The sequence below is a fragment of the Cellulomonas sp. McL0606 genome (assembly GCF_058248365.1).
This window is the reverse complement of record NZ_CM177779.1, coordinates 2537725-2562827: the sequence shown is the minus strand read 5'-3', so window position 1 is coordinate 2562827 and position 25103 is coordinate 2537725. Positions and strand designations below refer to the sequence as shown.

The following is a 25103-nucleotide window of genomic DNA, read 5'->3' as shown; positions in this document are numbered from 1 at the left end:
CCCGGATAGCGTCTGAATCGATTCATTCCACCTGAGGAGACAACGATGTCCAGCGCCACCGCCGAGTCCCTGGTCGCCCGGTCCAACCGCCTGGGCGCGGATCCGCGGACCACCAACTACGCGGGCGGCAACACCTCCGCCAAGGGCACCGAGACGGACCCGGTCACCGGTGAGGACGTGGAGCTGTTGTGGGTCAAGGGCTCGGGCGGCGACCTGGGCACCCTGACGCTGAAGAACCTCGCGGTGCTGCGCCTGGACCGGCTCCGTGCCCTGGTCGGCGTGTACCCGGGTGTCGAGCGCGAGGACGAGATGGTCGCCGCGTTCGACTACTGCCTGCACGGCAAGGGCGGTGCGGCGCCGTCGATCGACACGGCGATGCACGCGCTCGTCGACGCGGCCCACGTGGACCACCTGCACCCGGACTCCGGCATCGCGTTCGCCACGGCCGCGGATGGGGAGGCCCTGATGGCCGAGGTGTTCGGCGACTCCGTGGTGTGGGTGCCGTGGCGTCGGCCGGGGTTCCAGCTGGGCCTGGACATCGCGGCGATCAAGGCGGCTAACCCGCAGGCGATCGGTTGCATCCTGGGTGGGCACGGCATCACGGCGTGGGGCGAGACGTCGGACGAGGCCGAGGCGCGATCCCTCGAGATCATCCGTACGGCAGAAGCATTCATCGCCTCGAAGGTCGCAGCCGGACCGCACCCGTTCGGCGAGGTCGTCGTGAGCCCGTTGTCCGACGACGAGCGACGCGGTCGTGCAGCCGAGCTTCGCGCCGGTGATCCGCGGGCTGGCCTCGACGGACCGGCCGCAGGTCGGGCACTACACGGACTCGGACGTCGTGCTGGACTTCGTGTCCCGCGACCAGCTGGGCCGGCTGGCCGGGCTGGGGACGTCGTGCCCGGACCACTTCCTGCGCACGAAGGTCAAGCCGCTCGTGGTGGACCTGCCCGCGGACGCGCCGCTCGAGGACGTGGTCGCGCGCCTCAAGGAGCTGCACGCCGCCTACCGGGTCGACTACCAGGGGTACTACGACCGCAACGCCACCCCGGAGAGCCCGGCGATCCGCGGCGCCGACCCGGCGATCGTGCTGGTCCCGGGCGTGGGGATGTTCTCGTTCGGCAAGGACAAGCAGACCGCCCGGGTGGCCGGCGAGTTCTACGTCAACGCGATCAACGTGATGCGCGGCGCCGAGGCCATCAGCACCTACGTGCCCATCGACGAGTCCGAGAAGTTCCGCATCGAGTACTGGGCGCTCGAGGAGGCCAAGCTCGCGCGCATGCCGAAGGCCAAGGCGTTGGCCACCCGCGTCGCGCTGGTGACCGGCGCGGGCTCGGGCATCGGGCGGGCGATCGCCGAACGCCTCGCGGCCGAGGGGGCGTGCGTCGTGGTCGCCGATCTCAACCTCGAGGGTGCCACCGAGGTCGCCGCGTCCCTGGGCGGACCGGACGTCGCCATCGCCGTGCGGGCGGACGTGACGTCCGAGGAGGACATCGCGCGCCTGATCGCCGAGACGTCGCTGGCGTTCGGGGGCGTCGACCTCGTGGTCAACAACGCCGGCCTGTCCATCTCCAAGCCGCTGCTGGAGACCACGACCCGCGACTGGGACCTGCAGCACGACGTGATGGCCCGCGGCTCGTTCTTGGTGGCGCGTGAGGCGGCGCGGGCGATGATCGCGCAGGACATGGGCGGCGACATCGTCTACATCGCCTCGAAGAACTCCCTGTTCGCGGGACCGAACAACATCGCCTACTCCGCGACCAAGGCCGACCAGGCCCACCAGGTCCGCCTGCTCGCCGCCGAGCTCGGTGCGTTCGGCATCCGGGTCAACGGGGTCAACCCAGACGGCGTCGTGCGCGGGTCGGGGATCTTCGCCGGCGGCTGGGGCGCCCAGCGCGCCGCGACCTACGGCGTGCCCGAGGCCGACCTCGGCGCCTACTACGCCCAGCGCACGCTCCTGAAGCGCGAGGTGCTGCCCGAGCACGTGGCCGCCGCGGTGTTCGCCCTCACGGGCCCCGACCTCGTCCAGACGACCGGGCTGCACGTGCCCGTCGACTCCGGCGTCGCTGCCGCGTTCCTGCGCTGAGAAGGGGTTCGTGACGTGACCGAGCGCCAGATCCCGAAGTGGTCCGAGCTCAAGCCGCTCATGCGGCCCAAGCCGATCACCCTGAACGCGACCGACCGCCACCTGGCCGACGCGTTGACCATCGCCGACCTGCGCACGCTCGCCCGCAAGCGGACCCCGCGCTCGGTGTTCGACTACACCGACGGAGCCGCCGAGGCCGAGATCAGCCTGCGCCGCGCCCGGTCGCTGTTCCACAACCTGGAGCTGCGACCCTCGATCCTGCACGACGTCTCGCACATCGACCCGACGACGAACATCCTCGGGACGCCGTCGGCGCTGCCGTTCGCGTTCGCGCCGACCGGGTTCACCCGCATGATGAACCACGAGGGGGAGCGGGCCGTGGTCCGCGTGGCGCAGCGCCACAACATCCCGTATGCCCTGTCGACCATGGGCACCACCTCGATCGAGGACGTGGCCGCGGCCGGGCCGGACGCCCGCAAGTGGTTCCAGCTGTACGTCTGGAAGGACCGGTCGGCCGGCGAGGACCTGATGGTGCGCGCGAAGGCTGCGGGTTACGAGGCGCTCATGCTCACGGTCGACGTCCCGGTCGCGGGTGCCCGGCTGCGCGATGCCCGCAACGGGTTCTCCATCCCGCCGGCGCTGACCGTCAAGACGGTCCTGGATGCCGCGACCCACCCGGCGTGGTGGATGAACCTGCTGACCACGGAGCCGTTGACCTTCGCGTCGTTGTCGTCGTGGTCGGGCACCGTGGGCGACCTGCTGGACAAGCTGTTCGACCCGACGATGACCCTGGCCGACCTGGAGTGGATCCGCGCGTCGTGGGACGGTCCGCTGATCATCAAGGGCATCCAGACGGTCGAGGACGCTCGTCGGGTCACGGACGCCGGGGCGGACGCGATCGTCCTGTCCAACCACGGGGGCCGTCAGCTCGACCGGGCACCCGTCCCGCTGCGGATTCTGCCCGACGTCGTCGAGGCCGTCGGCGGCCGCACCCAGGTGTGGGTCGACACCGGGATCATGTCCGGCGCGGACATCGTGGCGGCCCTCGCGCTCGGCGCGGACGCGACGCTGGTGGGGCGCGCCTATCTGTACGGCCTGATGGCCGGTGGGGAGCGCGGAGTGGACCGCGCGGTGCAGATCCTCGAGCGGGAGATCCGCCGTACCATGGCGCTGCTCGGCGCCTCCAGCGTCGGGGAAGCGGGCCCCAGCAGGTCCGCCTGCCGTGAACCCATCGGTAGGGAGTGTGCCCTGGTGACCAACGGGTCGCGCCGTCCGTCGGTGACCGATGTCGCGCAGCTCGCGGGTGTGTCCGTCGGCACCGTCTCGAACGTCCTGAATCGGCCCGACCGGGTCCTGCCCGCCACGCGCGAGCGGGTCGAGGAGGCCATCCGGCGGCTGTCGTTCGTCCGGAACGGGTCGGCCCGACAGCTGCGGCAGGGGTCGATCACGACCGTCGGCGCCCTCCTGCTCGACATCCGCAACCCGTTCTTCACCGACGTCGCGCGCGGCATCGAGGACCGTCTGGCCCGCGACGACCACACCCTCATGATGGCGGCTCGGACGACGACCCCGAGCGCGAGGACAAGTACCTGCGGCTGTTCGAGGAGCACGGCGTGCTCGGGCTGCTCGTCGTCCCGACCAGCCACTCCACCGAGCACCTGGCCGAGATCCAGAGGCGGGGTGTCCCGGTCGTGCTGCTCGACTCGCCGTCGAGCGTCCCCGGGATGTCCTCGGTCTCCGTCGACGACGAGGCGGGCGGCGAGCTGGCGGCCGCCCACCTGCTCGACCAGGGTCATCGACGCATCGTCTTCCTGAACGGTCCGCACTCGATCCGCCAGTGCGAGCGGCGGCGCACGGGCGTGGACCGCGCGGTCCGTGCCGCGGGTCTGCTGCCCGACGACGTCGTCGAGGAGGTCCTGCTGGGCTCGTTGGACGCGGCCGGGGGAGACCGGGCGCTCAGCGCGTGGATCGCGGCGCACGACGGCGCTTCGCCCGACGCGTTGTTCTGCGTGAACGACCTGGTGGCCGTCGGCGCCCAGCGGTGCCTGCGGCGGATCGGCGGCACCGAGCTGCTCAACCGCACGGCGATCGTCGGGTACGACGACATCGACATCGCGGCTGAGCTCGCGCAACCGCTCACGTCCGTGCGGCAACCGACGCACGAGATGGGTTACGAGGCCGCCGAGCTGCTGATGCGCCGCGCGAGCGGTCAGGACGCGACCCACACCGTCTTCCAGCCGGCTCGTCGTCCGGGCGTCCAGCACGTCGCGGCGATAGCCCGAACCGCCGGAGAGCGAGGCACCGCCGCCGTGAGGTTGACACGTACCTAGTTGAATGAAACGATTCAGCGAGAGCCCAACGAGGGGACATGAGACATGCGCACGATCGATCAGCCCACCCTGGAGCACCTCGCCGCGCAGGCGATCGAGCTTCCGTCGTGGGCCTTCGGCAACGCCGGGACCCGCTTCAAGGTGTTCACGACTCCCGGCACGCCGCGGACCATCCAGGAGAAGCTGGCTGACGCGGCACAGGTGAACCGGCTCACCGACCTGGCGCCCACCGTCGCTCTGCACATCCCGTGGGACCTCGTCGACGACTACGCCGCCCTCGGCGAGTACGCACAGGGCCTCGGCGTGCGGCTGGGCACCGTGAACTCCAACACGTTCCAGGATGACGACTACAAGCTCGGCTCTCTGACCCACGTCGACCCGCGGATCCGGCAGAAGGCGATCGACCACCACTTCGCGTGCATCGACGTGATGGACGCCACCGGGTCGCAGGACCTCAAGATCTGGCTGCCCGACGGGACCAACTACCCGGGTCAGGGGGACATCCGGGGCCGGCAGGACCGGCTCGCGGACTCCCTGGAGAAGATCTACGCCCGCCTGTCCGAGAAGCAGCGGCTCGTGCTGGAGTACAAGATCTTCGAGCCGTACTTCTACACGATGGACGTCCCGGACTGGGGCACGTCGTACGCGCACGTGACGGCGCTCGGGGAGCGGGCCTTCGTCTGCCTGGACACGGGTCACCACGCGCCGAGCACGAACATCGAGTTCATCGTCGCCCAGCTCCTGCGGCTCGGCCGGCTCGGGTCGTTCGACTTCAACTCCCGGTTCTACGCCGACGACGACCTGATCGTCGGCGCGGCCGACCCGTTCCAGCTGTTCCGGATCCTGTACGAGGTCGTGCGCGGGGGAGGTCTCGAGGCGGGCTCGCCCGTACGGTTCATGCTCGACCAGTGCCACAACATCGAGGACAAGATCCCCGGCCAGATCCGGTCCGTGCTCAACGTCCAGGAGATGACCGCCCGGGCCCTTCTGGTGGACCAGGCCGCACTGACGGCAGCGCAGGACGCCGGTGACGTGCTCGGTGCCAACGGGCTGTTCATGGACGCCTTCTACACCGACGTCCGGCCGGCCCTCGCCGACTGGCGTCAGGAGCGCGGCCTCCCGGCCGATCCGATGGCCGCCTACGCCGCCTCCGGCTACGCCACCGTGATCGCCGACGAGCGCGTCGGCGGGACACAAGCCGGCTGGGGCGCGTAAGCGCACCGGCGATGCACCGCGAGCCCATGTATGCCGCAGTCGACCTCGGTGCCACCAGCGGACGGGTGATCACCGGTCGCCTGGCCGACGGCCGCCTGCTGACTGCCGAGGTCGGACGGTTCGCCAACGAGCCGGTGCGGGTGCCCGTCGGTGACCGTGACGTCCTGCAGTGGGACATCCTCGCGCTGTGGTCCAGCATCCGCGACGGTCTCGCTGCGGCGAGCCGCAGCGGGCCCCTGACATCCGTCGGGGTCGACACCTGGGCCGTGGACCACGGACTTCTCGACGCCGACGGCGCCCTGCTCGGCAACCCGGTCCACTACCGCGACGAGCGGACCGAGGGCATGCCCGCCCGGTTCTTCGCCGCGATGCCCCCTGATGGGCACTACGCGATCACCGGCGCGCAGGTGCAACCGTTCAACACGGTGTTCCAGCTGGTGGCGGCGGCGGGAACGGCGCAGCTCGCGGCCGCCCGGCGGCTCCTGATGATCCCCGACCTGCTGACCAGCTGGCTGAGCGGCCGGGACGTCGCTGAGGTGACCAACGCCTCCACGACGGGGCTGCTCGACGTGCGGTCGCGGCAGTGGAGCCCCGACGTCCTGGCGGCGTTCACGAGCCTGACGGGCGTGGAGCTCGCCGGGCTGTTGCCGGACGTCGTCGAACCCGGTGCCGTCGTCGGTCCGGTGCGGGCCGCGCTCGGGTGGGGGGAGGCGAACGTCGTGGCCGTCGGTTCGCACGACACGGCGTCGGCTGTAGCCGCGGTGCCGATGGCCGATCCGCGTCGTGCGGCCTACATCTCGTCGGGAACCTGGTCGTTGGTCGGGGTGGAGCTGCGCCGACCGATCCTGACGCCCGCCTCGCGCGAGGCGAACCTCACCAACGAGCTCGGGGTCGACGGCACCGTCCGCTACCTCAAGAACGTCGCGGGACTGTGGCTGCTGACGGAGTCGCAGCGCACCTGGCACGAGCGCGGCGCGACCACCGACCTGACCGCGCTGCTGGCCGCCGCGGCGGACGTCCCCGCCCACCGCACGATCGTCGACGTCGACGACCCCCGGTTCGCGGCGCCCGGGGACATGCCCGCGCGCATCGCGGAGGTCGCGCGCCAGAGCGGGCAGCCCGTCCCGGACGACGAGGCGACCGTGACGCGCTGCATCCTCGACTCGCTGGCGCTGGCCTACCGCCGTGCGCTGCGGCAGGTCGCCGGCCTCGCGGACCTCGACCTCGACGTGGTCCACGTCGTCGGCGGCGGTGCCCGCAACGCGTTGCTCTGCCAGCTCACGGCCGACGCGGTCGGGCTGCCCGTCCTCGCGGGTCCCGCCGAGGGCACCGCGATGGGCAACCTCCTGGTCCAGGCGTGGGCCAACGGTGACCTCGTCGGCGGCCTGCCCGCCATCCGTGACGTCGTCGCCCGCTCCACGGAGCTGACCCGGTGGGAGCCCACCGGCGACCGGTCGGCCTGGGACCGGGCCGAGTCCCGGCTGCAGGACCTGTCCGCGGCCCGACGGTGAAGACGGGCGGGGCGAAATCGAGGTGCGTCCGGAAGCTCGCACGTCCGTAGCCACCACGGGCGCGCGGACGTGATCTGACTCACTTCCCGACCGATCGACGGCGTCGGGGCCGCACCATGGCTGGCAAGCGGCCCGACCCCGCTGGCCGCCGCCCACGTGGGAGGTGTGCCATGGCCCAGGACGACACGGTGCTGCAGTGCGGTGAGTGCCGGACCCGCTACCCCGACGACCGGCTCGCTCGGGAGTGCGAGCAGAACCACGGAGCCCGGCTCGTCTACGACAACTCGAGCTTCTGGATCGGTGCCGGCGACACCGGTCCCCGGTACTCCCACGACCGCGGCTGAGCGCATCCTCGAGACGTTCTCGTGTTGCGAGATGACCGGGGGATGGCTGACTGGGAGCATGACAAACCGCTCAGCTACACCTCGAACGTCGTCGTCGTCACAGGCGCGTCGGCAGGGATCGGACGCGCGACGGCGATCGCGTTCGCCCGCAGCGGCGCGTCCGTCGCGTTGCTGGCACGCGGGGAGGAGGGCCTGCGCGGTGCTGCCGACGAGGTCCGCGCCGCGGGTGGGACGGCCCTGCCGATCACGCTCGACGTGTCGGACGCGGCGGCCGTCGACGAGGCGGCGGACCGGGTCGAGAGGGGAAGCTAGGTCCGATCGACACGTGGGTGAACGTCGCGTTCACGTCGGTGTTCGCGCCGGTGCACCAGATCTCGGCGGCCGAGTTCCGGCGGGTCACCGAGGTGAGCTACCTCGGGTACGTGCACGGCACGTTGTCGGCGCTGCGCGTGATGCGCCCGCGGGACGCGGGTGCGATCGTGCAGGTCGGTTCGGCGCTCGCGTACCGCGGCATCCCGCTGCAGAGCGCCTACTGCGGCGCCAAGCACGCGATCCAGGGGTTCAACGAGTCGCTGCGGTGCGAGCTGCTCCACCAGGGCAGCGGGATCCGCACGACGATGGTGCAGATGCCGGCGGTGAACACGCCCCAGTTCTCCTGGGTCCTGTCCCGTCTGCCGAGGCAGGCACAGCCGGTCCCGCCGATCTACCAGCCGGAGGTCGCCGCTCGGGCGGTCGTGTTCGCTGCGTCGCACCCGCGTCGCCGGGAGTACTGGGTCGGCGCGAGCACGGCGGGCACGCTCGCGGCCAACGCCGTCGTGCCCGGGGTCCTGGACCGGTACCTGGGCAGGACGGGCTACGACTCCCAGCAGGCGCCCCAGCCGCACCCGGCTGACGCCCCCGTCAACCTGTGGAGCCCGGCCGACGGTCCGGCCGGCCGCGACTTCGGCACGCACGGCATCTTCGACGACCGGTCCACGGACCGGGCACCGCAGCTGTGGGCGTCCCACCATCACGGCCTGCTTGCGGCCGTCGGCGTCTTGGCGGCGGCGCTCGTGGGCGGGTTCGGCGGGCGTCGGCTGCGTCGATGAGCGTGTCGGCCGAGCGGTTGGTCGCCTCGGTGGGCGTCCTGGCGGGCGGCGCGCTCCTCGCAGCCCCGGCACGCGTCCTGGCGGCGGTCGGCCTCGATCCGGGTCTCTTCGGGCTCGTCGGGGCGGCTCGCGTGCTCGGGGCCCGTCACGTCGTGCAAGGAACGGCACTGGTCGTGCTCCCGACGCGTGTGCCCGCAGGGGTGGCCGTGGTCGACGCCGTCCACGCCCTCTCGATGCTGGCCCTCGCCTGGTCGTCTCCGCGCTACAGACGAGCCGCACTGACCAGTGCCGCCGTCGCCGTCGCCAGTGGCGTCGTGACGCTGCGCGTCGCGCGACGCGCACACCGGTAGCGGTTCGGTTCGTGCGGCGGGGTGTCGGACGGCTGGGATGCGCGGCGACGGGCCTGGTGCGACCGTCGAGCGGTGACACGATTCGGGTACACGCTGATGACCGAGCAGTCGGGACCGAAGGACCTGGTCCGCTACTCCGTTGCCGCCGAGCGTCACGGGTTCGACTTCGTGGCGTCCAGCGACCACTACTTCCCCTGGCTGGACGTGCAGGGTCACGCGCCGTACGCGTGGACGCTCCTGGGTGCGGTCGCCCAGGCGACCGAGCGCGTCGAAGCTCATGACCTACGTGACCTGTCCGACCCTCCGGTACCACCCGGCCGTCGTCGCGCAGAAGGCCGCGACGCTCGGGGTCCTCTCCGACGGTCGGTTCCTGCTCAACGTCGGCGCGGGGGAGAACCTGAACGAGCACGTGGTGGGGCAGCGCTGGCCCGCCGTCGGTGAGCGTCAGGACATGCTGGAGGAGGCCGTCGAGATCATCGCCGCCCTGCTGACAGGGGACCGGGTGAACTACCGCGGGGAGTTCTTCCGGGTGGACTCCGCGAAGCTCTGGGACGTGCCCGACGAGCGGGTCCAGATCGGCGTGGCGGTCTCCGGGCCGGACTCGGTGACGCGCTTCGCCTCGCTGGTCGACCACCTGGTCGCCGTGGAACCGGACGCCGACGCGATCCGCGGCTGGGACGCCGCACGTGACAGCGGCCTGGCGCCGTCGCGCAAGATCGGGCAGATCCCTATCTGCTGGGACCCGGACCGGAAGAACGCGATCTCGCGCGCGCACGAGCAGTTCCGCTGGTTCGCCGGTGGCTGGAAGGTGAACGCCGACCTCCCGACCACGGAGGCGTTCGATGCGGCCAGCCATTTCGTCCTGCCCCAGCAGGTCGCGGCGCGCATCCCGTGCGGGCCGGACCTGGACGCGATCGTCGAGGCGGTCTCCGCGTACTGGGAGGCCGGCTTCACCGACATCGCCCTGGTGCAGGTGGGCGACTCGGGGCAGGACGGCTTCTTGTCGACGGCCGCTGGACCGCTGCTGGACAGGCTGCGCGACGCCGCGCCGTCGGACTGAACTCGCCGTCGCGGATCGACCTCGTGGCTCCGCGCGGCCGGGACGTCCGATCAGCCGTCGAGTCCAGGCCGGCCTGATTTCGCCCGATCCCGGCGTGCGGACGCGAGGCGAACGGCCTAGCGTCTGGCGACGTGCTGGAACAAGCCGGCGGCCCGGACGCGCGGCAGGCGTCCCACGACGCCGCCTCCGAGGGGCGTGTCCTCGGTGACCGGTATCGACTCGACGGCGTCCTCGGCCGCGGCGGCATGTCCACCGTGTACCGCGCTCGCGACCTCCTCCTGGAGCGAGACGTCGCGATCAAGATCGTCCCCTCGGCGCAGGACGACGCGGACGAGGTGGTCCGGACGCGTGCCGAGATCCGTGTGCTCGCCTCGCTCGACCATCCGGGACTGGTCACCCTGTACGACGCCGGCACGACCCACACCGACGACGGCGCGCAGCAGCTCTTCCTCGTGATGGAGCTGGTGGACGGACCGACGCTCGCCTCGAGGCTGCGGCAGGGTGGGCTGAGCGCCCCGGAGGTCGCCGCGCTCGGGCGCGACTCGCCGACGCCCTGGCGGCCGTGCACGCCCGCGAGATCGTCCATCGCGACATCAAGCCCGCCAACGTGCTCCTCACCGGTGGCGACGTCCTCGACGGCGGTTCGGCGGGCAGGCGCGGCGTCAAGCTCGCCGACTTCGGGATCGCCCGGCTCGCGGACGGCACGCGGCTGACGGCCACGGGCACGACCGTGGGCACGGTCAGCTACCTGAGCCCGGAGCAGGCGCTCGGCGGCGCGCTCGGTCCGGCGAGCGACGTGTACGCGCTGGGCCTGGTCCTGATCGAGTGCGCAACCGGTCGCCCTGCTTTCTCCGGCACCCTGGCCGAGGTCGCCGCCGTGCGGTTGACCACGTCCCCGTCGGTGCCCGCCTCGCTCGGTCCCGACCTGGTCGGGCTCCTCGAGCAGATGACGCGGATCGCACCCGAGGACCGACCGAGCGCCGAGGACGTCGCCACGCGGCTCGGTGGCGTCGGCCGCGCGGCGGACGGCACGTTGGTCCTGCCGGCGATCGCTGCGCCCGAGGCCGACCGCGTTCCCCGGGCCCAGCGCCGGCGCCGGGTTCGCGCCCTGGCGGTCGTCGCGACGCTCGCCCTGGCCGGCGGTGCGGTCCTCGCGGGCCGGGCGCTGACCGATGAAACCCCGCCCCCGCGCCGACCTATCCGACGGTCGCGGGGACCCTCGGCGCGTCCCTGTCGCGACTGCAGCAGAGCGTGGAGCCATGAGCCGGCGCGCGCGGACGCGCGCGAGCCTCGTCCTCGCCCTCGCGGTGATGCTCGCCCTGACGGGGTGCGGCGGCCGGCCCGACCTCGAGGCGAGCCGGGCGCACGCCCTGCAGATGTCGGTGCTGACCGTCACCCAGGATGCGGCTGACGGCCGTTGGGCGGATGCCCGTTCCGCACTGGAGGTGGCTCGCGGCCAGCCAGGCGGGGAGCGACGCGAACGAGGTCTCGCTCGCCCGGTACCGCGCGATCGACGCGGCCCTCGACGAGGTGGGCGGGGGAGCTCGACGCCCAGGAGGCGGCCGCGGCGGCCGCGGCGGCCGCCCAGGTCGCGGCTCAGCCGGAGGTGGCTGCGGCACCGTCCACTCCCGCGACCACCCAGGCGCCGAGCGGTCCGACCCAGCCGGCCGGCAAGGCCAAGGGCAAGGGCGCCGGGCAAGGCAACGGCAAGAAGAAGCCGTGAGGTCCCGACGACCGGCGTGCGCACCGCGACCCGTCCGCTCCACGGGCCACGTCGGGCATGTTGTGGCAGCGTCGTGGCGATGAGCCGCACCGTCCTGCGCCCCGCGCACCCGGACCCGCGGGCGTCTCGCGCCACGGCGGTCGCCGGGGCACGCGCCCGCAGGTTGGTGCGCGCCGTCGTCGCGGGTGTCGGGACCGCGGCCGCCCTGCTGCTCCTGGGGCTGCTGGTCCGCGACCGGTGGGACCCCCTGGTGAGGTTCGACGAACGGACGGTGGTCGCGGCGACGTCGTTCGCGGCGCGCTACCCGGCTCTGGTCCGCGCGTTGCTCGACTGGCAGTGGGCGTTCGAGGGCGTGCACCTGTTCGTGCCGGTCGCCGCGCTGTGCCTCCTCGTCTGGTGGCGGACCAGGATGACGAGCCGGACGTGGTGGGCCCTCGCGACGATCGCCACCGCCTGGGCCTTCGCGAACCTCGCGAAGGAGGTCGCCCGTCGGGCTCGGCCGGTGCTGGACGACCCGATCGACCAGGTTCGGGGCTACTCGTTCCCGTCCGGCCACGCCGCGAACACCGCCGCGATGGCGACCGCGCTCGTCGTCCTGGTCTGGCCGGTCCTGCGAAGTCGTGGGCTGCGGGTGGCTGCCGTCCTCGGCGCCGCGGCGCTCATGGTGCTCACGGGGCTCGACCGGGTGATGCTCGGCGCGCACTTCCCCTCGGACGTGCTCGCCGGCACGGTCCTCGGCGTCGGGCTGGTGCTGGCCTCCTACCTCGGGTACCGGGGCTGGTCGCCGCCGCACGACGACACCACGGTGGGCTCGACCGACCGGACGTCGAAGGAGACGCGATGAGACTGGACCTGGAACGGTACGCGAACGACCCGTCCCGGCCCGCCGGCCGCGAGGTGTGGCGTGACCTCGGCGTCCGGGTGGGCCTGCCGGTCGTCGCTCTGTGGCTGGTGGTCGTCGGCGTGGGGCTGCTGCTCACCGGCCCGCTCACGGAGCTCGGCGACCGCGAGCTGGCGATCAACGAGTGGTTCGTCGACCAGCGGACGGACCTGCTGAACACGATCACGCGCGTCTGGAGCCAGATCGGCACCACGGAGACGATCATCGGGATCTGCGTCGTCGTGGTCGGTCTCGTCTGGTGGCGGACCCGGCAGTGGTGGTACGCGATCGTCCCGGCGATCGCGATCACGGCACAGGCGGCGGTGTTCATGACGTCGGCGCTCGTGGTCGGCCGGGAACGGCCGGACGTCGATGCCCTGGACGTTGCGCCGCCGACGTCGACTACCCGAGCGGACACTCCGGCGCGTCGACGGCGCTGTACGTCACGCTCGCGATGATGGTGCAGCGCGTGGAACGCACCTGGGTCCGCGTCAGCGTGACGGTGATCCTGCTCGCGCTCCCGGTGCTGGTCGTGTACTCCCGGCTGTACCGCGGGATGCACCACCTGAGCGACGTCGTCATGGGGATGCTCAACGGCCTCGTCTGCGCCCTGCTCGCGTGGAACTACCTGCGGCGATCGCCGCACCCGGCAGACGAGGTCGCAGACGCCGACGCCGACGTCGCGGAGCGTGCCCGGTGACCCGGGTCGCCGTCGTCGCGAACCCCGCGAAGCTCGACGACGCGGAGAAGGTCCGACGTGTCGTCGACGACGCCTGCGCGAGCCATGGGCTGGAGCCCGCGCTGTGGCTGGAGACGACCGAGGAGGATCCGGGCGGCGGCCAGACGCGTGAGGCCCTCGAGCAACGAGCGGACCTGGTGTGTGCGCTCGGCGGCGACGGCACCGTCCGTGCCGTGGGTGAGGTGCTGGCGGGCGGCGACGTCCCGCTCGGGCTCCTGCCGGCCGGTACCGGCAACCTGCTCGCCCGCGCGCTGGGCCAGCCGATCGACAGCCTCGAGGACGCGCTCGAGGTCGCGCTGACCGGGCGTACGCGGACGATCGACGTCGGCGGGCTCCGGGTCGACGGATCCGACGAGGAGCAGGTGTTCCTGGTCATGGCGGGGATGGGCCTGGACGCCGAGGCGATGGACAACGCGGACGAGCGGCTCAAAGGTGCCGTCGGGTGGCCGGCCTACCTGGTGTCGGGCGTGCGGGCGGCCGTGGGCGGCGGCTTCACCGCACGCGTGCAGCCCCGTGAGGGTCGGACCGTCCGGCGCGCGGTCCGTTCCGTCGTCGTCGGGAACAGCGGGCGCCTGCAGGGCGGTGTCGAGCTCATGCCGGACGCCCGCCTCGACGACGGCTTGCTCGACCTCGCGATCATCGCGCCGCGCGGTCTGGTCGGCTGGGTCCGAACGGTGACGACGATCATCACGTCCGGCCGGGGCAACTCCGACCTGGAGCGTCACCAGATGACGGCGGTCCGGGTGTCCGCGAACCGCGCGACCACGACGCAGCTCGATGGCGACGCCATCGGTGAGCACCGCCTGCTCGAGTTCCGGGTCCGCCCGGGGGCGCTGCCGGTCCGGGTGAGCGCCGAGCACGACTGAGCTCAGGTGCGCGTGTACCGCGCGCGGCCGAACGAGTACACGCCGTAGGCCACGAAACCGGCCGCGACCACGGTGAGCAGGACGCTGCCGAAGGGCTGGTCCCCGAGCGTGCGGAACGCCGCGTCCAGGCCGCCCGCCTCATCAGGTCGGGCCTTCGCAGCGGCCACGACGAACAGCACACCGACGATGGCGAGCGCGATCCCCTTGGCGACGTAGCCGAAGCGCCCCGTGGCCACGACCAGGCGCCCCGGACGCTCCCGCAGGTCGCGCAGGAACTTGCGCGTCCACCCCTTGTGCACGTGATAGACCGCCACCCCGACGACCACCAGCCCGATGACGGCGACCAGGATCCGGCCGCCAGGCTGCGCCATGAGGTTCTTGGTGAAGTCCTTGCTCTGGCTGCTGCTCGAGCTCGATCCACCCTGCGCGAACTTGACGGAGGACCACGCGAGCACGGCATACAGGATCGCCTTGGCGGCCGCCTTCACGCGGTCTCCCGCCCCGGCACCCGAGCCGAACGCCTCGGTCACCTGCCACACCGTCAGCCCCGCGAACCCGAGGGCGACCACCCACAGCGCGGCCTTGCCGAAGGGGTGGGACGCGAGCGTCGCCAGCGCACCCGACTGGTCCGCCGTCGTCGTCGAGCCGTTCCAGGCGACCTGGACCGCGACGTACCCGAGCACGAGGTGCAGGACGCCGCTCGCGACATACCCGAGCCGCGCGAGAATCGTCGTCGCCGGGTGGTCGTTGACCCGTCGCGCGGTGACCTTGGCGTCGGAGTGGTCCATCCGGTCACCTTCCCACGGGTCGGCGTAGGCCGCGGCTCGAACGCGATCGGTGACCCACGGAGCGACGACCCCGCGCCGTGGCGGACTGTCTCTGCCGTCACGGCTGGCCGCGACGACCCTCGGGTGCCGTTCGCCTGCATCGAGCAGTTCCGCGGCGACCTCCGGCGTCCGGACTCACACGCCGACGGCCCAGCCCTCGGGCAGCAGTGCGGCGGGGGCGCACCGGCTCGCGATGTCGACCGGCCGGCCGGTCTGTGCCGATGTGGTGGTCGCGAGCATGACGTCGAGCACGTGGAACGCCAGGCGCGCATCGGTGCGGTGCGGCTGGGCCGTGTGGATGGCGCGGGCCATGTCGACGATCCCGCTGCCTCGGCCGGACCCTCCGGTCGCACCTGGGGGGACGGTCTCGGAGGTCTGCTCGATCGAGAGCGGAAAGAAGGTCGTGTCGCCGTCGAAGCGGTTGGGGTCCGGCAGGCGCAGCGTGCCGGCGGTCCCGGAGACCTCGATCTCGGCGGCGAACAGCGCGGTGTCGAAGCTGATCGACAGGTCCGCGATCGCGCCACCGGCGAACGTGTAGAGCGCCAGGACGTGCGTCGGGACCTCGACAGCGATCGTCTCGCCCGCGTGCGGACCGGTCGCGACGGTGCGGGTCTCGTGAGCCCGGTCCGTCAGCGCGGTCACGCGTGTGATCGGGCCGAGCGCCTGGACCAGTGCGGTCAGGTAGTACGGGCCCATGTCGAGCAGCGGGCCGCCCCCTTGGGCGAAGAAGAACGACGGGTTGGGGTGCCAGTAGTCCGGGCCGCAGTACTGGAACCGGGCGTGCGCGCTGCGCGGGGTGCCGATCCGGCCGTCCGCGAGGAGCCCGAGCGCCGTCTGCATCGCCGGCCCGAGGAACGTGTCGGGCGCGCAGCCGAGCCGTACGCCGTGCTCGTCGGCGAGGTCGAGCAGCTCGCGTCCCTCGGCCAGGTCGACGGCGAGCGGCTTCTCGCTCCAGACGTGGCGGCCCGAGACGAGGGCGGCGCGCGTGATCGCGTGATGGGCCTGGGGAACGGTCAGGTTGACGACGAGGTCGACGGTGGGGTCGGCGAGGAGACTCGTCGTACGTCCCGTGGCCCGGCACGCCGTGCTCGGCGGCGCGCTCCGCCGCTCGGGTGACGTCTCGGCCCGCGAGGAAGCGGACCTCGACCTCGTCGGTGAGCGCGAACGTCTCCAGGTACTGGCCGAGGATGTCGCCGACGCCGACGATCCCGAGCCCCAGCGGCCGGGTCACGAGGCCACGGCCGTATCCGGGAATCGGTAGGTCCCGCTCGTGGGGATCGCAGCCTGCATGCGAGGAACCCTTCGCTGTCGGCCGGGCAACGGGCGCTGGCGGCCGCCGCGATGTTAGCGCTCACAGATGCGGCCCGCAATCGGCACCGAACCGTTGCAGGTTTGTGACCTGGACCACTTGACTACGTAGTCAGGCATGGATTGACTACGCAGACATCCGACAACGAGGTCGAAAGGGGCACGGCGAGATGACGACCGAGAATCGCGTGAGCAAGCCCAAGCCGGTCGTCGCGACGGACGTAGCGCGAGCCGCCGGGGTATCGCAGAAGACGGTCTCCCGGGTGATCAACAGCGACCCCCACGTCAGCGCCGAGGTGCGTGATCGGGTGCTCACGGCGATCGCCGCACTCGGGTACCGGCCCAACCGTGCCGCCCGCAACCTGGTCCTCGGCCGTAGCCGGACGATCGGTGTCCTGTCGGTCGGATCGACGGATTTCGGTCCGTCCAGCCTGATGGTGGCGGCGGAGCACGCCATCCGGAGCGCGCGGTACGCGATGTCCGTCATCAACACGTTCGAGGACGAGCCCGAGACCATCACGAGCGCCATGCGGGACCTGGTGGACCAGGGTGTCGACGGCGTCGTGGTGAACGAGCCCGTCGGATCGTTCTCGCTCTCGAAGGGGGCGATCGGAGACCTGCCGGTGCTGAGCCTGTCCGGCTCGTACGGGATCTCGACCAACGAGGTCGTCGTCGACGCCGACCAGTCCGCCGGCGCCCGCAGGGCGACCGAGCACCTGCTGGAGCTGGGGCACCGGACGGTGCACCACGTCGCCGGTCCGGCGGGCTGGCGCTCGGCCGGGCTGCGCATCGACGGCTGGCGGGCGGCGCTGGAGGCAGCTGACCGGTCGCAACCGGTGGTTCACCGGGGCGACTGGACGGCCCGTTCGGGCTACGAGCTGGGCGCACATCTCGCGGCTGACCCGGAGGTCACGGCGGTCTTCGCGGGCAACGACCAGACCGCCATCGGCTTGCTGCGGGCGTTCGCTGAGGCAGGACGTGACGTGCCGGGTGAGGTCAGCGTCGTCGGCTTCGACGACGTGCCCGAGGCCGCGTACCTGTCGCGGGCGCTGACCACGGTCCGCCAGGACCTCGCCCACCTGGCCACCTTCGGCGTCGGGATGCTCGTCGACGCCATCGAGAACCCGCGACGGCAGGACCGTCGCGAGAACATCCCGGTCGAGCTCATCGTCCGAGAGACAACGGCCGCACCCCCGCCGAGGCGGTGACGGACCGCAGAACTCAACCCGAGCACGGCAACACGAAGGAGTGGAGCATGTCGAGGACAACGAAGACGTGGCGTCGGAAGGCCACGGTGCTGGGCGCAGGAATGGCTGTAGCCGCCCTAGCGCTCACGGCGTGCAGTGGTGGTGGCAGCAGCAGCAACGCCACGACTGCCGCGGTCAGCCAGGCTGACATCGACAAGGCGATGACGACCCCGACCAACCTGACGTTCTGGACGTGGGTCCCGGACATCAAGAACCAGGTCGCTCTCTTCGAGAAGAAGTACCCGGCCATCAAGGTCGACGTCGTGAACGTGGGGCAAGGTGCCGCGCACTACCAGAAGATGCGGAGCGCTCTGCAGGCCGGCAAGGGTGCACCGGACGTGACCCAGATCGAGTTCCAGCACGTCCAGTCGTTCGCGCTGGGCGACAACCTGCTGGACCTCACGCCCTACATCCCGGCGGACACGGCTTCCAAGTTCGTGCCGTGGACGTGGAAGCAGGTGCAGTCCACCGACGGCAAGAAGATCTGGGCCGTCCCGCAGGACTCGGGTCCGTTGGGGATGCTGTACCGCGAGGACATCCTGAGCAAGTACAACATCGAGATCCCTAAGACGTGGGACGATTTCGCGACCGCGGCGACCGCGCTGCACACGGCCGATCCGAGCACGTACCTGACGAACCTGCCCGGCAACGACATGGGCCAGTTCGCGGGCATGCTCTGGCAGATCGGTGCCCATCCGTTCGGCTGGGACGGTGACAAGAACGTCACCATCAATGTCGTCTCGGACGAGGCGAAGAAGCTCGCTCAGTACTGGCAGGGTCTGATCCAGGACGGTGTCGTCTCGGTCGACCCCGACTTCAACGACGCGTGGTACCAGGGTCTGTCCAACGGGAAGTACGCCGCGTGGGCGCCTGCCGCCGCGTGGGCTCCGGTGTTCCTGCAGGGCTCGGCGGCGAACACGTCGGGTCTGTGGCGCGCCGCGGACTCCCCGCAGTGGCCCGGTGTCTCCTCGCCGGTCTCGGGGAACTGGGGCGGCTCCACGGATGCTGTCGTGAAGTCGACGAAGAACCCGATTGCCGCCTCCCAGCTCGCACTGTTCATCAACAGTGACCCGGAGTCGACCCTGATGTTCGCGAACAAGCAGTTCCTGTTCCCGACGACCGTGGACACGTTGGCCAACCCCGAGTTCACGGACCAGAAGCCGGACTTCTACGGCGGTCAGCAGGTGAACAAGCTCTTCGCGCAGATCTCCACGACGGTGCCAGAGGACTTCGGTTGGCTCCCGTTCATGGACTACGCGTACTCCGCCGGTGAGGCCACCGTGGGCAAGGCGATCGCCGACAAGGGCGACATCGTCGGCGCACTTCAGGCCTGGCAGGACAAGCTCGTGTCCTACGCCAAGCAGCAGGGCTTCACCGTCACCACCAAGTGAGGACGTGCCGCCCCGCGGACACGCCTCCGCGGGGCGGCGCACCCTCAGGCCCGAGACCGGGAGATCACCATGACTGCCACCGACATCGGTCTGCCTCGACAGACCCCGGAGCCGGGATCCGCACCGCTGAAGAAGCGTCGTGGCCCGTCGCCGATGCGCCGCCGTGAGAATGCGGCCGCCTACACGTTCATCACCCCGTTCGTCGTCTTGTTCCTGCTGCTGATCGTGGTGCCGCTCGCCTACGCCGGCTATCTCAGCTTCTTCCGCGACCAGCTGGTCGGGGGCACGACCTTCGTCGGCCTGCAGAACTACACGCGGGCCCTGACCGATCCGTCGTTCCTGTCCGGCGTCGGGCGCATGGCGATCTTCCTGGTGATCCAGGTGCCGATCATGCTCGGGCTCTCGCTGCTCTTCGCGTTGCTGCTCGACGCCGGGGTGCTGTTCGTCCAGAAGTTCGTCCGGCTGGGGATCTTCGTCCCGTACGCCGTGCCGAGCGTCATCGCCGCGCTCATGTGGGGATACCTCTACGGTCCCGACTTCGGACCCTTCGCGCAGATCGCCGACCACTTCGGCCTGCCGGCCCCGCCGTTCCTCTCGCAGAACTGGATGCTCTTCTCGATCATGAACATCGTCAGCTGGGAGTTCATCGGCTACAACATGATCATCCTGTACGCCGCCCTGCGGTCCATCCCGCACGAGCTCTCGACGCCGCATCGGTCGACGGTGCCGGCACGGTCCGGACGGCATGGAGCATCAAGATCCCGGCGATCCGGCCCGCGCTCATCCTCACCGGGATCTTCTCGATCATCGGTACGTTCCAGCTGTTCAACGAACCGAACCTGCTGCACACGATCGCGCCCAACGTGATCGGCACCGACTACACCCCGAACCTGTACGCGTACAACCTCGCGTTCATCAACAAGGACACCAACTACGCCGCCGCGATCGCCTTCATCCTCGGCATCGTGATCATGATCGTGGTCTACACGGTGTGGCTGTCCTCCCAACGGCGGGAGCGTGCAGGACGATGACCACTCAAGCCTCCGAGGACCCCGTGCTCACCGGCATGCACCCCGACCCCACCCCGCCGAAGGACCGCCCGCGCAAGGGCCGCCCGCACTCGGCCGACCGGCCCCGACGCAGCAAGCTGCTCACGGTCATCATGCTCGCGACCCTGCTGTACTTCCTGGTCCCGCTCTGGTGGCTGTTCGTCGCCTCGACCAAGTCTCAAGGGGACCTGTTCTCGACCTTCGGCCTCTGGTTCGGGAGCGACAACCAGTTGTGGGCCAACATCAAGGCCGTGTTCAGCGCCGACGGCGGCGTCTACCTCCTGTGGCTGCGCAACTCGTTCGCCTACTCGATCGTCAGCGCGGTGGGGGCGGCGTTCCTGGCCACCATGGCCGGCTACGCGTTCGCCAAGTACCGGTTCCCGGGCGGCAACCTCATCTTCAGCGGGATCCTCGGCGCGATCATGATCCCGATGACCGCCCTGACCATCCCGACCTACCTGCTGTTCGCGAATGCGGGCCTCACCAACACCCCGTGGGCGATCATCCTGCCGTCCCTGGTCAGCCCGTTCGGCGTCTTCCTCATGCGGGTCTATGCCGCGGACGCGGTGGACGACACCCTGCTGGAGGCCGCGCGCGTGGACGGCGCCGGCGAGATGCGGATCTTCTTCGGGGTCTCGCTCCGGCTGCTCGGTCCGGGCATGGTCACCGTCCTGCTGTTCTCGCTGGTGTCGACCTGGAACAACTACTTCCTGCCGCTCATCATGCTCAACAGCCCGAACCTCTACCCGCTCACCGTCGGTCTTGCTCAGTGGCAGGGCGCCGCGTCGGCAGGCGGGTCGGGCGTCGGGCAGGCGGGATTCTCGACCATCATCACCGGCGCGTTCCTCTCGATCATCCCCTTGATCATCGCGTTCCTGTTCCTGCAGCGTTACTGGCAGTCCGGCCTCGCCAGCGGCGCGGTCAAGGGCTAATCACGGACTACGGAGACACATCACATGGCTGTGCAGCATGACGGAGTGCGCTTCGGCGCCGCGTACTACTACGAGTACGCGGGGCCGGGCGACGACCCCAAGCCTGAGACGCTGGAACGGGACCTCGACCTGATGGCCGCGGCGAAGTTCTCGGTCATCCGCGTGGGGGAGTCGGTCTGGTCCACCTGGGAGCCGACGGAGGGCCGGTTCGAGCTCGACTGGCTCGAGCCCGTCCTCGACGGCGCGCTGGCGCGCGGCATCGACGTCGTCCTCGGCACGCCGACGTACGCGCTGCCCATGTGGCTCGTCCGCCGGTACCCGGAGGTCGCCGGCGAGTCTCCGGACCGGGCAGCCGATGGGCTGGGGCGCCCGGCAGGAGGCCGACTTCACGCACCCTGCGTTCCGGTTCCACGCCGAGCGCGTCCTGACCCGGGTGGTCGAGCGCTACCGGGACCATCCGGCGGTGATCGGTTTCCAGGTGGACAACGAGCCGGGCCTGCACCTGCTGCACAACGCCGGTGTGTTCCAGCGGTTCGTCGACCACCTCGAGCGCACGTATGGAGACGTCGAGACCCTCAACCGCGAGTGGGGGCTCGTCTACTGGTCGCACCGGCTGTCGACCTGGGCGGACCTCTGGACGCCCGACGGCAACGCGCAACCGCAGTACGACCTCGCGTGGCGCCGGTTCCAGGCGACCCTGACCACCGAGATGATCGACTGGCAGGCCCGCGCCGTGCGGGCGCTGGCGCGCGACGACCAGTTCGTCACCACCTGCATCGCCTACGACCGGCCTGCCCTCGAGGACGCGGACCTCGCCGCCGTCCTGGACGTGACCAGCGGGAACGCCTACTACGGGATGCAGGACTCGTTGCTGCACCCCAGCCCGGCGCGCGCGCCGCAGTCCTGGACCGCGCACGGCACCTGGGCCCTGTTCCAGGTCGGCGACGCGATGTACTCGAGCCGCGGTGAGCCGTTCCTCGTCACGGAGACCAACGCGCAGTCCATCGGCGGCCCGAGCACCAACTACCCGGCATACCCGGGCCAGTGGCGTCAGTCGGCCTGGGCACTGGTGGCCCGTGGCGCCCGGATGGTCGAGTACTGGCACTGGCACACGCTGCACTACGGCGCCGAGACCTACTGGGGCGGCGTGCTGCCGCACAGCGGCGTCCCGGGCCGGACCTATCGAGAGCTCGCGCTCGTCGGCGCCGAGCTGGCACGGGGCGGCGGCGCGCTCGCGGGAGCGACGCCCGACGCCGACATCGCGATCCTGTCGTCGACCGAGTCGCGGTTCGCGCTCGCCGGTCAGCCGCCCCTGCAGACGGCGGACGGCTCCGGCGACGTGAACAGCTACCCGCGCATCGTCAGCTCGTTCTACCGGGGGGCCTTCGATGCCGGCCTGCAGGTCCGTGTCGTGCGGCCGCGCTACCTGTTCGCCGAGGACCCGGCCGACGTCGTCAGCACCCACCCGGTGCTCGTCGCGGCGGGCTACTACCCGGCTTCCGACGCCGACCTCGCCTGGCTCCTGCGGTACGCCGACGCAGGCGGCCATCTGGTGGTCGGTCCACGCACCGGGTACGCGGACAGCGAAGGCCGCGCGCGCGCCGAGGTACAGCCCGCCAGGCTGGCCGCCGCGGCCGGCGCGTCCTACAGCGAGTTCAGCAACCTCGACGCGCCGGTGCCTGTGCTCGGCCCGCTCGGGGGACACGCGACCGCGTGGGCTGAGTGCCTGATCGCCGAGGGCGCCGACGTGCTGGCCACCTACGACGACCCGCACCTGGGCGCGTGGGCAGCGATCACGACGCGAGCCCATGGCGCAGGGCGCGTGACCGTCGTCGGCACCGTGCCCGGTCTTGACCTTGCGCGCGCCCTGGCGGCGTGGCTCGTCCCTGCTCCGCTCGCCGGCTGGGCCGACCTGCCGGCGAGCGTGACCGTCCACAGCTCGACGCGACCGGACGGTGCCCGGGTCCACGTCGTGCACAACTGGTCGTGGGAGGCCGTCACCGTGACCGCTCCGATGGATCTTGACGTGCTCGTCCCAGCGCGGGGCACGGCATTGGCTGACCCTCCACCTGTCGACGCCCCCGGCAGCGCGATCCGCACAGGTGAGCCCGTCGTGCTGGGCTCCTGGGACGTCCTCGTGGCGGTGACCCGATGAGCCGTTGGACGGGTCGGTGGCCCACCGACGGCGTCGCGTTCGGTGCGGACTACAACCCCGAGCAGTGGCCCGAGGAGGTGTGGCCCGACGACGTGGCGCTCATGCGGGAGGCCGGCGTCACGCTCGTGAGCCTGGGCATCTTCTCGTGGGGAGAGCTCGAGCCCGAGGAGGGGCGGTTCGAGTTCGGCTGGCTGGACCGGATCCTCGACCTGCTGCACGAGGCCGGCATCGGCGTGGACCTGGCCACACCCAGTGCTGCGCCGCCGGTCTGGCTGCACCTGGCCCATCCCGAGATGCTTCCCGTCGACGCCGACGGTCAGCGGTTCACCCACGGCAGCCGCGAGTCGTGGTGCGTCTCCTCGCCGGTCATCCGGCACCACGCCACCCGGATCGCGCGGGTGATCGCCGAGCGGTACGGCCACCACCCGGCCGTGAAGATGTGGCACGTCTCCAACGAGCTGGCCTGCCACAACGGGCGCTGCTACTGCGACGTCTCCGCGGCCGCGTTCCGGGACTGGCTGGGCAAGCAGTACACGGACGTCGAGGCGCTCAACCTGGCATGGGGCACCGCGTTCTGGGGGCAGCGGTACGCAAGCTTCGAGCAGATCCTGCCGCCGCGGCGTACGACGACCATCCCCAATCCCGGCCAGCGACTGGCCTTCGAGCGCTTCTCGTCCGACGCGTTCGTCGACCACCTCGAAGCCGAGGCAGCAGTGCTTCGCGAGGTGACTCCGCACCTGCCCGTGACCACCAACTACATGGTCATGGGCGACTTTCACCAGATCGACTACACGCAGACCACCCCGCTGCTCGACATCGTCTCCAACGACCACTACCTGGGGGCCGAAGACCCGCGACGGTTCGCCGAGCTCGCCTTCAGTGCCGACCGCGTCCGCGGGCTGGCCGGCGGGAAGCCGTGGCTCTTGATGGAGCACTCGACCAGCGCCGTCAACTGGCAGCCCCGCAACCTGGCCAAGCAGCCTGGCGAGATGGTGCGCAACGCGCTGCAGCACGTGGCCCGTGGCGCCGACGGGGTGCTCTTCTTCCAGTGGCGCCAGTCCCGGGCGGGCGCCGAGAAGTACCACTCGGGCATGGTGCCGCACGCCGGACGCGACTCCGAGCTGTTCCGCGACGTCGTCGGTCTGGGTGCCACGCTCGGTCGACTGGCGGAGGTCCGGGGGAGCACGGTGGAGAAGGCGCGCGTGGCCCTGCTCTGGGACGTTCCGTCGTGGTGGGCATCCGAGCTGGAGGCCCACCCGAGCGTCGACGTGCGCTATCTCGACGTGGCGCGGGACCTGCACGGCGCCCTGTTCGACGCAGGTGTCGCGGTGGACGTCCTGCCGGCCACGTCCGACCTCGCCGGCTACGACGTGGTCCTGGTTCCGACGCTGTATCTCGCGCCGCCCGGCGTCGCGGCTCGGCTCGCCGAGGTGGTCGCACGTGGCGGCCAGGTCGTCGTCACCTACTTCTCGGGGATCGTCGACGAGCACGACCGTGTGCTGCTCGGCGGCTACCCGGGCGCGTTCCGGGACCTGCTCGGCGTGCGCGTGGAGGAGTTCGCACCGCTGGCGGCGGGCGGGTCGGTCTCGCTCAGCGATGGTTCGACCGGCACCGTGTGGACGGAGCGATTCACGGCCGACGACGCCGAGGTGCTGGCCAGCTACGACGACGGCCCGTCGGCCGGGCGCCCAGCCCTGACCCGACGCAGCGTGCCCGGCGGGGGTGCCGCCTGGTACCTGTCGACCCGGCTCGACGCTCCGTCGATGGCGACACTGGTGGCCAAGGTGCTCACCGCCGCCGATGTCACGCCGCTCGTTCCCCGGCCCGGTGGGTTGGAGATCGTGCGTCGAGTCGGTGAGTCCGGCAGCTGGTTGTTCGCCATCAACCACACGGACGGCGACCTGCCCTTGCTGGCCGAGGGGACCGATCTCGTGACCGGTGCGCCTCACGGGCTCGGGGCCTCGGTTCCGGCGGGAAGCGTGGTCGTCCTGCGAGGGGCGTGACG

21 protein-coding genes and 7 pseudogenes are annotated in these 25103 nt (G+C 71.2%); 25 read left to right on the top strand and 3 right to left on the bottom strand.

The window, feature by feature from the left end; genetic code table 11:
- Window positions 1–45 precede the first annotated feature (45 nt).
- The 17 genes and pseudogenes from AC38ZX_RS13130 (at window position 46) to AC38ZX_RS13050 (ending at window position 14189) form a co-directional block, all read left to right on the top strand.
- A pseudogene (locus AC38ZX_RS13130) lies at window positions 46–2083 on the top strand (bifunctional aldolase/short-chain dehydrogenase).
- 60 nt (window positions 2084–2143) lie between these two features.
- Window positions 2144–3436 (top strand): annotated as a pseudogene (locus AC38ZX_RS13125) (alpha-hydroxy acid oxidase); the annotation flags it as partial.
- Window positions 3325–4413: a substrate-binding domain-containing protein gene (locus AC38ZX_RS13120; RefSeq protein WP_491297412.1), complete on the top strand. Its 1089-nt coding sequence runs from the start codon at window positions 3325–3327 to the stop codon at window positions 4411–4413. The pseudogene AC38ZX_RS13125 and the gene AC38ZX_RS13120, both read left to right, overlap by 112 nt.
- Window positions 4414–4458: 45 nt before the next feature.
- Window positions 4459–5628, top strand: a complete 1170-nt coding sequence (rhaI, locus tag AC38ZX_RS13115; protein WP_491294714.1) for an L-rhamnose isomerase — start codon at window positions 4459–4461, stop codon at window positions 5626–5628.
- A 26-nt stretch (window positions 5629–5654) separates the two neighbouring features.
- Window positions 5655–7139, top strand: coding sequence for a rhamnulokinase (locus AC38ZX_RS13110; RefSeq protein WP_491294712.1), 1485 nt, complete (start codon window positions 5655–5657; stop codon window positions 7137–7139).
- 170 nt (window positions 7140–7309) lie between these two features.
- Entirely contained in the window at window positions 7310–7483 is a 174-nt protein-coding gene (locus tag AC38ZX_RS13105; RefSeq protein WP_491294710.1) for a hypothetical protein, read from the top strand.
- A 42-nt stretch (window positions 7484–7525) separates the two neighbouring features.
- On the top strand, window positions 7526–7795 hold the full coding sequence (locus AC38ZX_RS13100; protein ID WP_491294707.1) for an SDR family NAD(P)-dependent oxidoreductase: 270 nt from the start codon (window positions 7526–7528) through the stop codon (window positions 7793–7795).
- A 17-nt stretch (window positions 7796–7812) separates the two neighbouring features.
- Window positions 7813–8571 (top strand): SDR family oxidoreductase, encoded by a 759-nt coding sequence (locus tag AC38ZX_RS13095; RefSeq protein ID WP_491294705.1) that lies wholly within the window; start codon window positions 7813–7815, stop codon window positions 8569–8571.
- Window positions 8568–8921: a hypothetical protein gene (locus tag AC38ZX_RS13090; protein WP_426592368.1), complete on the top strand. Its 354-nt coding sequence runs from the start codon at window positions 8568–8570 to the stop codon at window positions 8919–8921. Before AC38ZX_RS13095 ends, AC38ZX_RS13090 begins: the two co-directional genes overlap by 4 nt.
- 96 nt (window positions 8922–9017) lie before the next feature.
- A pseudogene (locus AC38ZX_RS13085) lies at window positions 9018–9134 on the top strand (LLM class F420-dependent oxidoreductase); the annotation flags it as partial.
- A gap of 73 nt (window positions 9135–9207) precedes the next feature.
- Window positions 9208–9981, top strand: coding sequence for a TIGR03557 family F420-dependent LLM class oxidoreductase (locus tag AC38ZX_RS13080; protein WP_491294703.1), 774 nt, complete (start codon window positions 9208–9210; stop codon window positions 9979–9981).
- A gap of 245 nt (window positions 9982–10226) precedes the next feature.
- Window positions 10227–10430: pseudogene (locus AC38ZX_RS13075) on the top strand (hypothetical protein); the annotation flags it as partial.
- 113 nt (window positions 10431–10543) lie between these two features.
- Window positions 10544–11392: a protein kinase domain-containing protein gene (locus tag AC38ZX_RS13070; protein WP_491294701.1), complete on the top strand. Its 849-nt coding sequence runs from the start codon at window positions 10544–10546 to the stop codon at window positions 11390–11392.
- Window positions 11393–11783: 391 nt separating this feature from the next.
- Window positions 11784–12548 (top strand): phosphatase PAP2 family protein, encoded by a 765-nt coding sequence (locus AC38ZX_RS13065; protein WP_491294699.1) that lies wholly within the window; start codon window positions 11784–11786, stop codon window positions 12546–12548.
- The gene (locus AC38ZX_RS13060; protein ID WP_491297539.1) at window positions 12545–13042 is read left to right on the top strand and encodes a phosphatase PAP2 family protein; all 498 of its coding nucleotides are present in this window, start codon (window positions 12545–12547) and stop codon (window positions 13040–13042) included. The genes AC38ZX_RS13065 and AC38ZX_RS13060 overlap by 4 nt, the downstream gene beginning before the upstream one ends.
- Complete coding sequence (locus tag AC38ZX_RS13055) at window positions 13021–13284, top strand: phosphatase PAP2 family protein (RefSeq protein ID WP_491297411.1); 264 nt, start codon at window positions 13021–13023, stop codon at window positions 13282–13284. Before AC38ZX_RS13060 ends, AC38ZX_RS13055 begins: the two co-directional genes overlap by 22 nt.
- Entirely contained in the window at window positions 13281–14189 is a 909-nt protein-coding gene (locus AC38ZX_RS13050) for a diacylglycerol/lipid kinase family protein (RefSeq protein WP_491294695.1), read from the top strand. Before AC38ZX_RS13055 ends, AC38ZX_RS13050 begins: the two co-directional genes overlap by 4 nt.
- 2 nt (window positions 14190–14191) lie before the next feature.
- On the opposite strand, the gene AC38ZX_RS13045 is transcribed toward AC38ZX_RS13050, so the two are convergent.
- The 3 genes and pseudogenes from AC38ZX_RS13045 to AC38ZX_RS13035 all read right to left on the bottom strand — a co-directional run.
- Window positions 14192–14977 (bottom strand): DUF1206 domain-containing protein, encoded by a 786-nt coding sequence (locus AC38ZX_RS13045; protein ID WP_426592361.1) that lies wholly within the window; start codon window positions 14975–14977, stop codon window positions 14192–14194.
- 174 nt (window positions 14978–15151) lie between these two features.
- Window positions 15152–15856, bottom strand: a complete 705-nt coding sequence (locus AC38ZX_RS13040; protein WP_491294691.1) for a Gfo/Idh/MocA family protein — start codon at window positions 15854–15856, stop codon at window positions 15152–15154.
- 90 nt (window positions 15857–15946) lie between these two features.
- A pseudogene (locus AC38ZX_RS13035) lies at window positions 15947–16045 on the bottom strand (hypothetical protein); the annotation flags it as partial.
- Between the two features lie 40 nt (window positions 16046–16085).
- Between AC38ZX_RS13035 and AC38ZX_RS13030 the strand changes: the two are divergent.
- The 8 genes and pseudogenes from AC38ZX_RS13030 to AC38ZX_RS12995 all read left to right on the top strand — a co-directional run bounded on the left by AC38ZX_RS13030 (window position 16086) and on the right by AC38ZX_RS12995 (window position 25101).
- Window positions 16086–16277, top strand: coding sequence for a hypothetical protein (locus AC38ZX_RS13030; RefSeq protein ID WP_491294689.1), 192 nt, complete (start codon window positions 16086–16088; stop codon window positions 16275–16277).
- Between the two features lie 235 nt (window positions 16278–16512).
- Complete coding sequence (locus tag AC38ZX_RS13025; RefSeq protein ID WP_426592359.1) at window positions 16513–17532, top strand: LacI family DNA-binding transcriptional regulator; 1020 nt, start codon at window positions 16513–16515, stop codon at window positions 17530–17532.
- Between the two features lie 47 nt (window positions 17533–17579).
- On the top strand, window positions 17580–18962 hold the full coding sequence (locus AC38ZX_RS13020; RefSeq protein ID WP_426592358.1) for an ABC transporter substrate-binding protein: 1383 nt from the start codon (window positions 17580–17582) through the stop codon (window positions 18960–18962).
- A gap of 153 nt (window positions 18963–19115) precedes the next feature.
- Window positions 19116–19993, top strand: a pseudogene (locus tag AC38ZX_RS13015) (carbohydrate ABC transporter permease).
- The gene (locus AC38ZX_RS13010) at window positions 19990–20943 is read left to right on the top strand and encodes a carbohydrate ABC transporter permease (RefSeq protein WP_491294684.1); all 954 of its coding nucleotides are present in this window, start codon (window positions 19990–19992) and stop codon (window positions 20941–20943) included. The pseudogene AC38ZX_RS13015 and the gene AC38ZX_RS13010 overlap by 4 nt, the downstream one beginning before the upstream one ends.
- A 24-nt stretch (window positions 20944–20967) precedes the next feature.
- Window positions 20968–21246, top strand: a pseudogene (locus AC38ZX_RS13005) (beta-galactosidase); the annotation flags it as partial.
- A gap of 52 nt (window positions 21247–21298) precedes the next feature.
- On the top strand, window positions 21299–23098 hold the full coding sequence (locus AC38ZX_RS13000) for a beta-galactosidase (RefSeq protein ID WP_491294682.1): 1800 nt from the start codon (window positions 21299–21301) through the stop codon (window positions 23096–23098).
- Window positions 23095–25101 carry a beta-galactosidase gene (locus AC38ZX_RS12995; protein WP_491294680.1) on the top strand — a complete coding sequence of 669 codons (2007 nt, stop codon included), beginning with the start codon at window positions 23095–23097 and terminating at the stop codon, window positions 25099–25101. The genes AC38ZX_RS13000 and AC38ZX_RS12995 overlap by 4 nt, the downstream gene beginning before the upstream one ends.
- Window positions 25102–25103 lie beyond the last annotated feature (2 nt).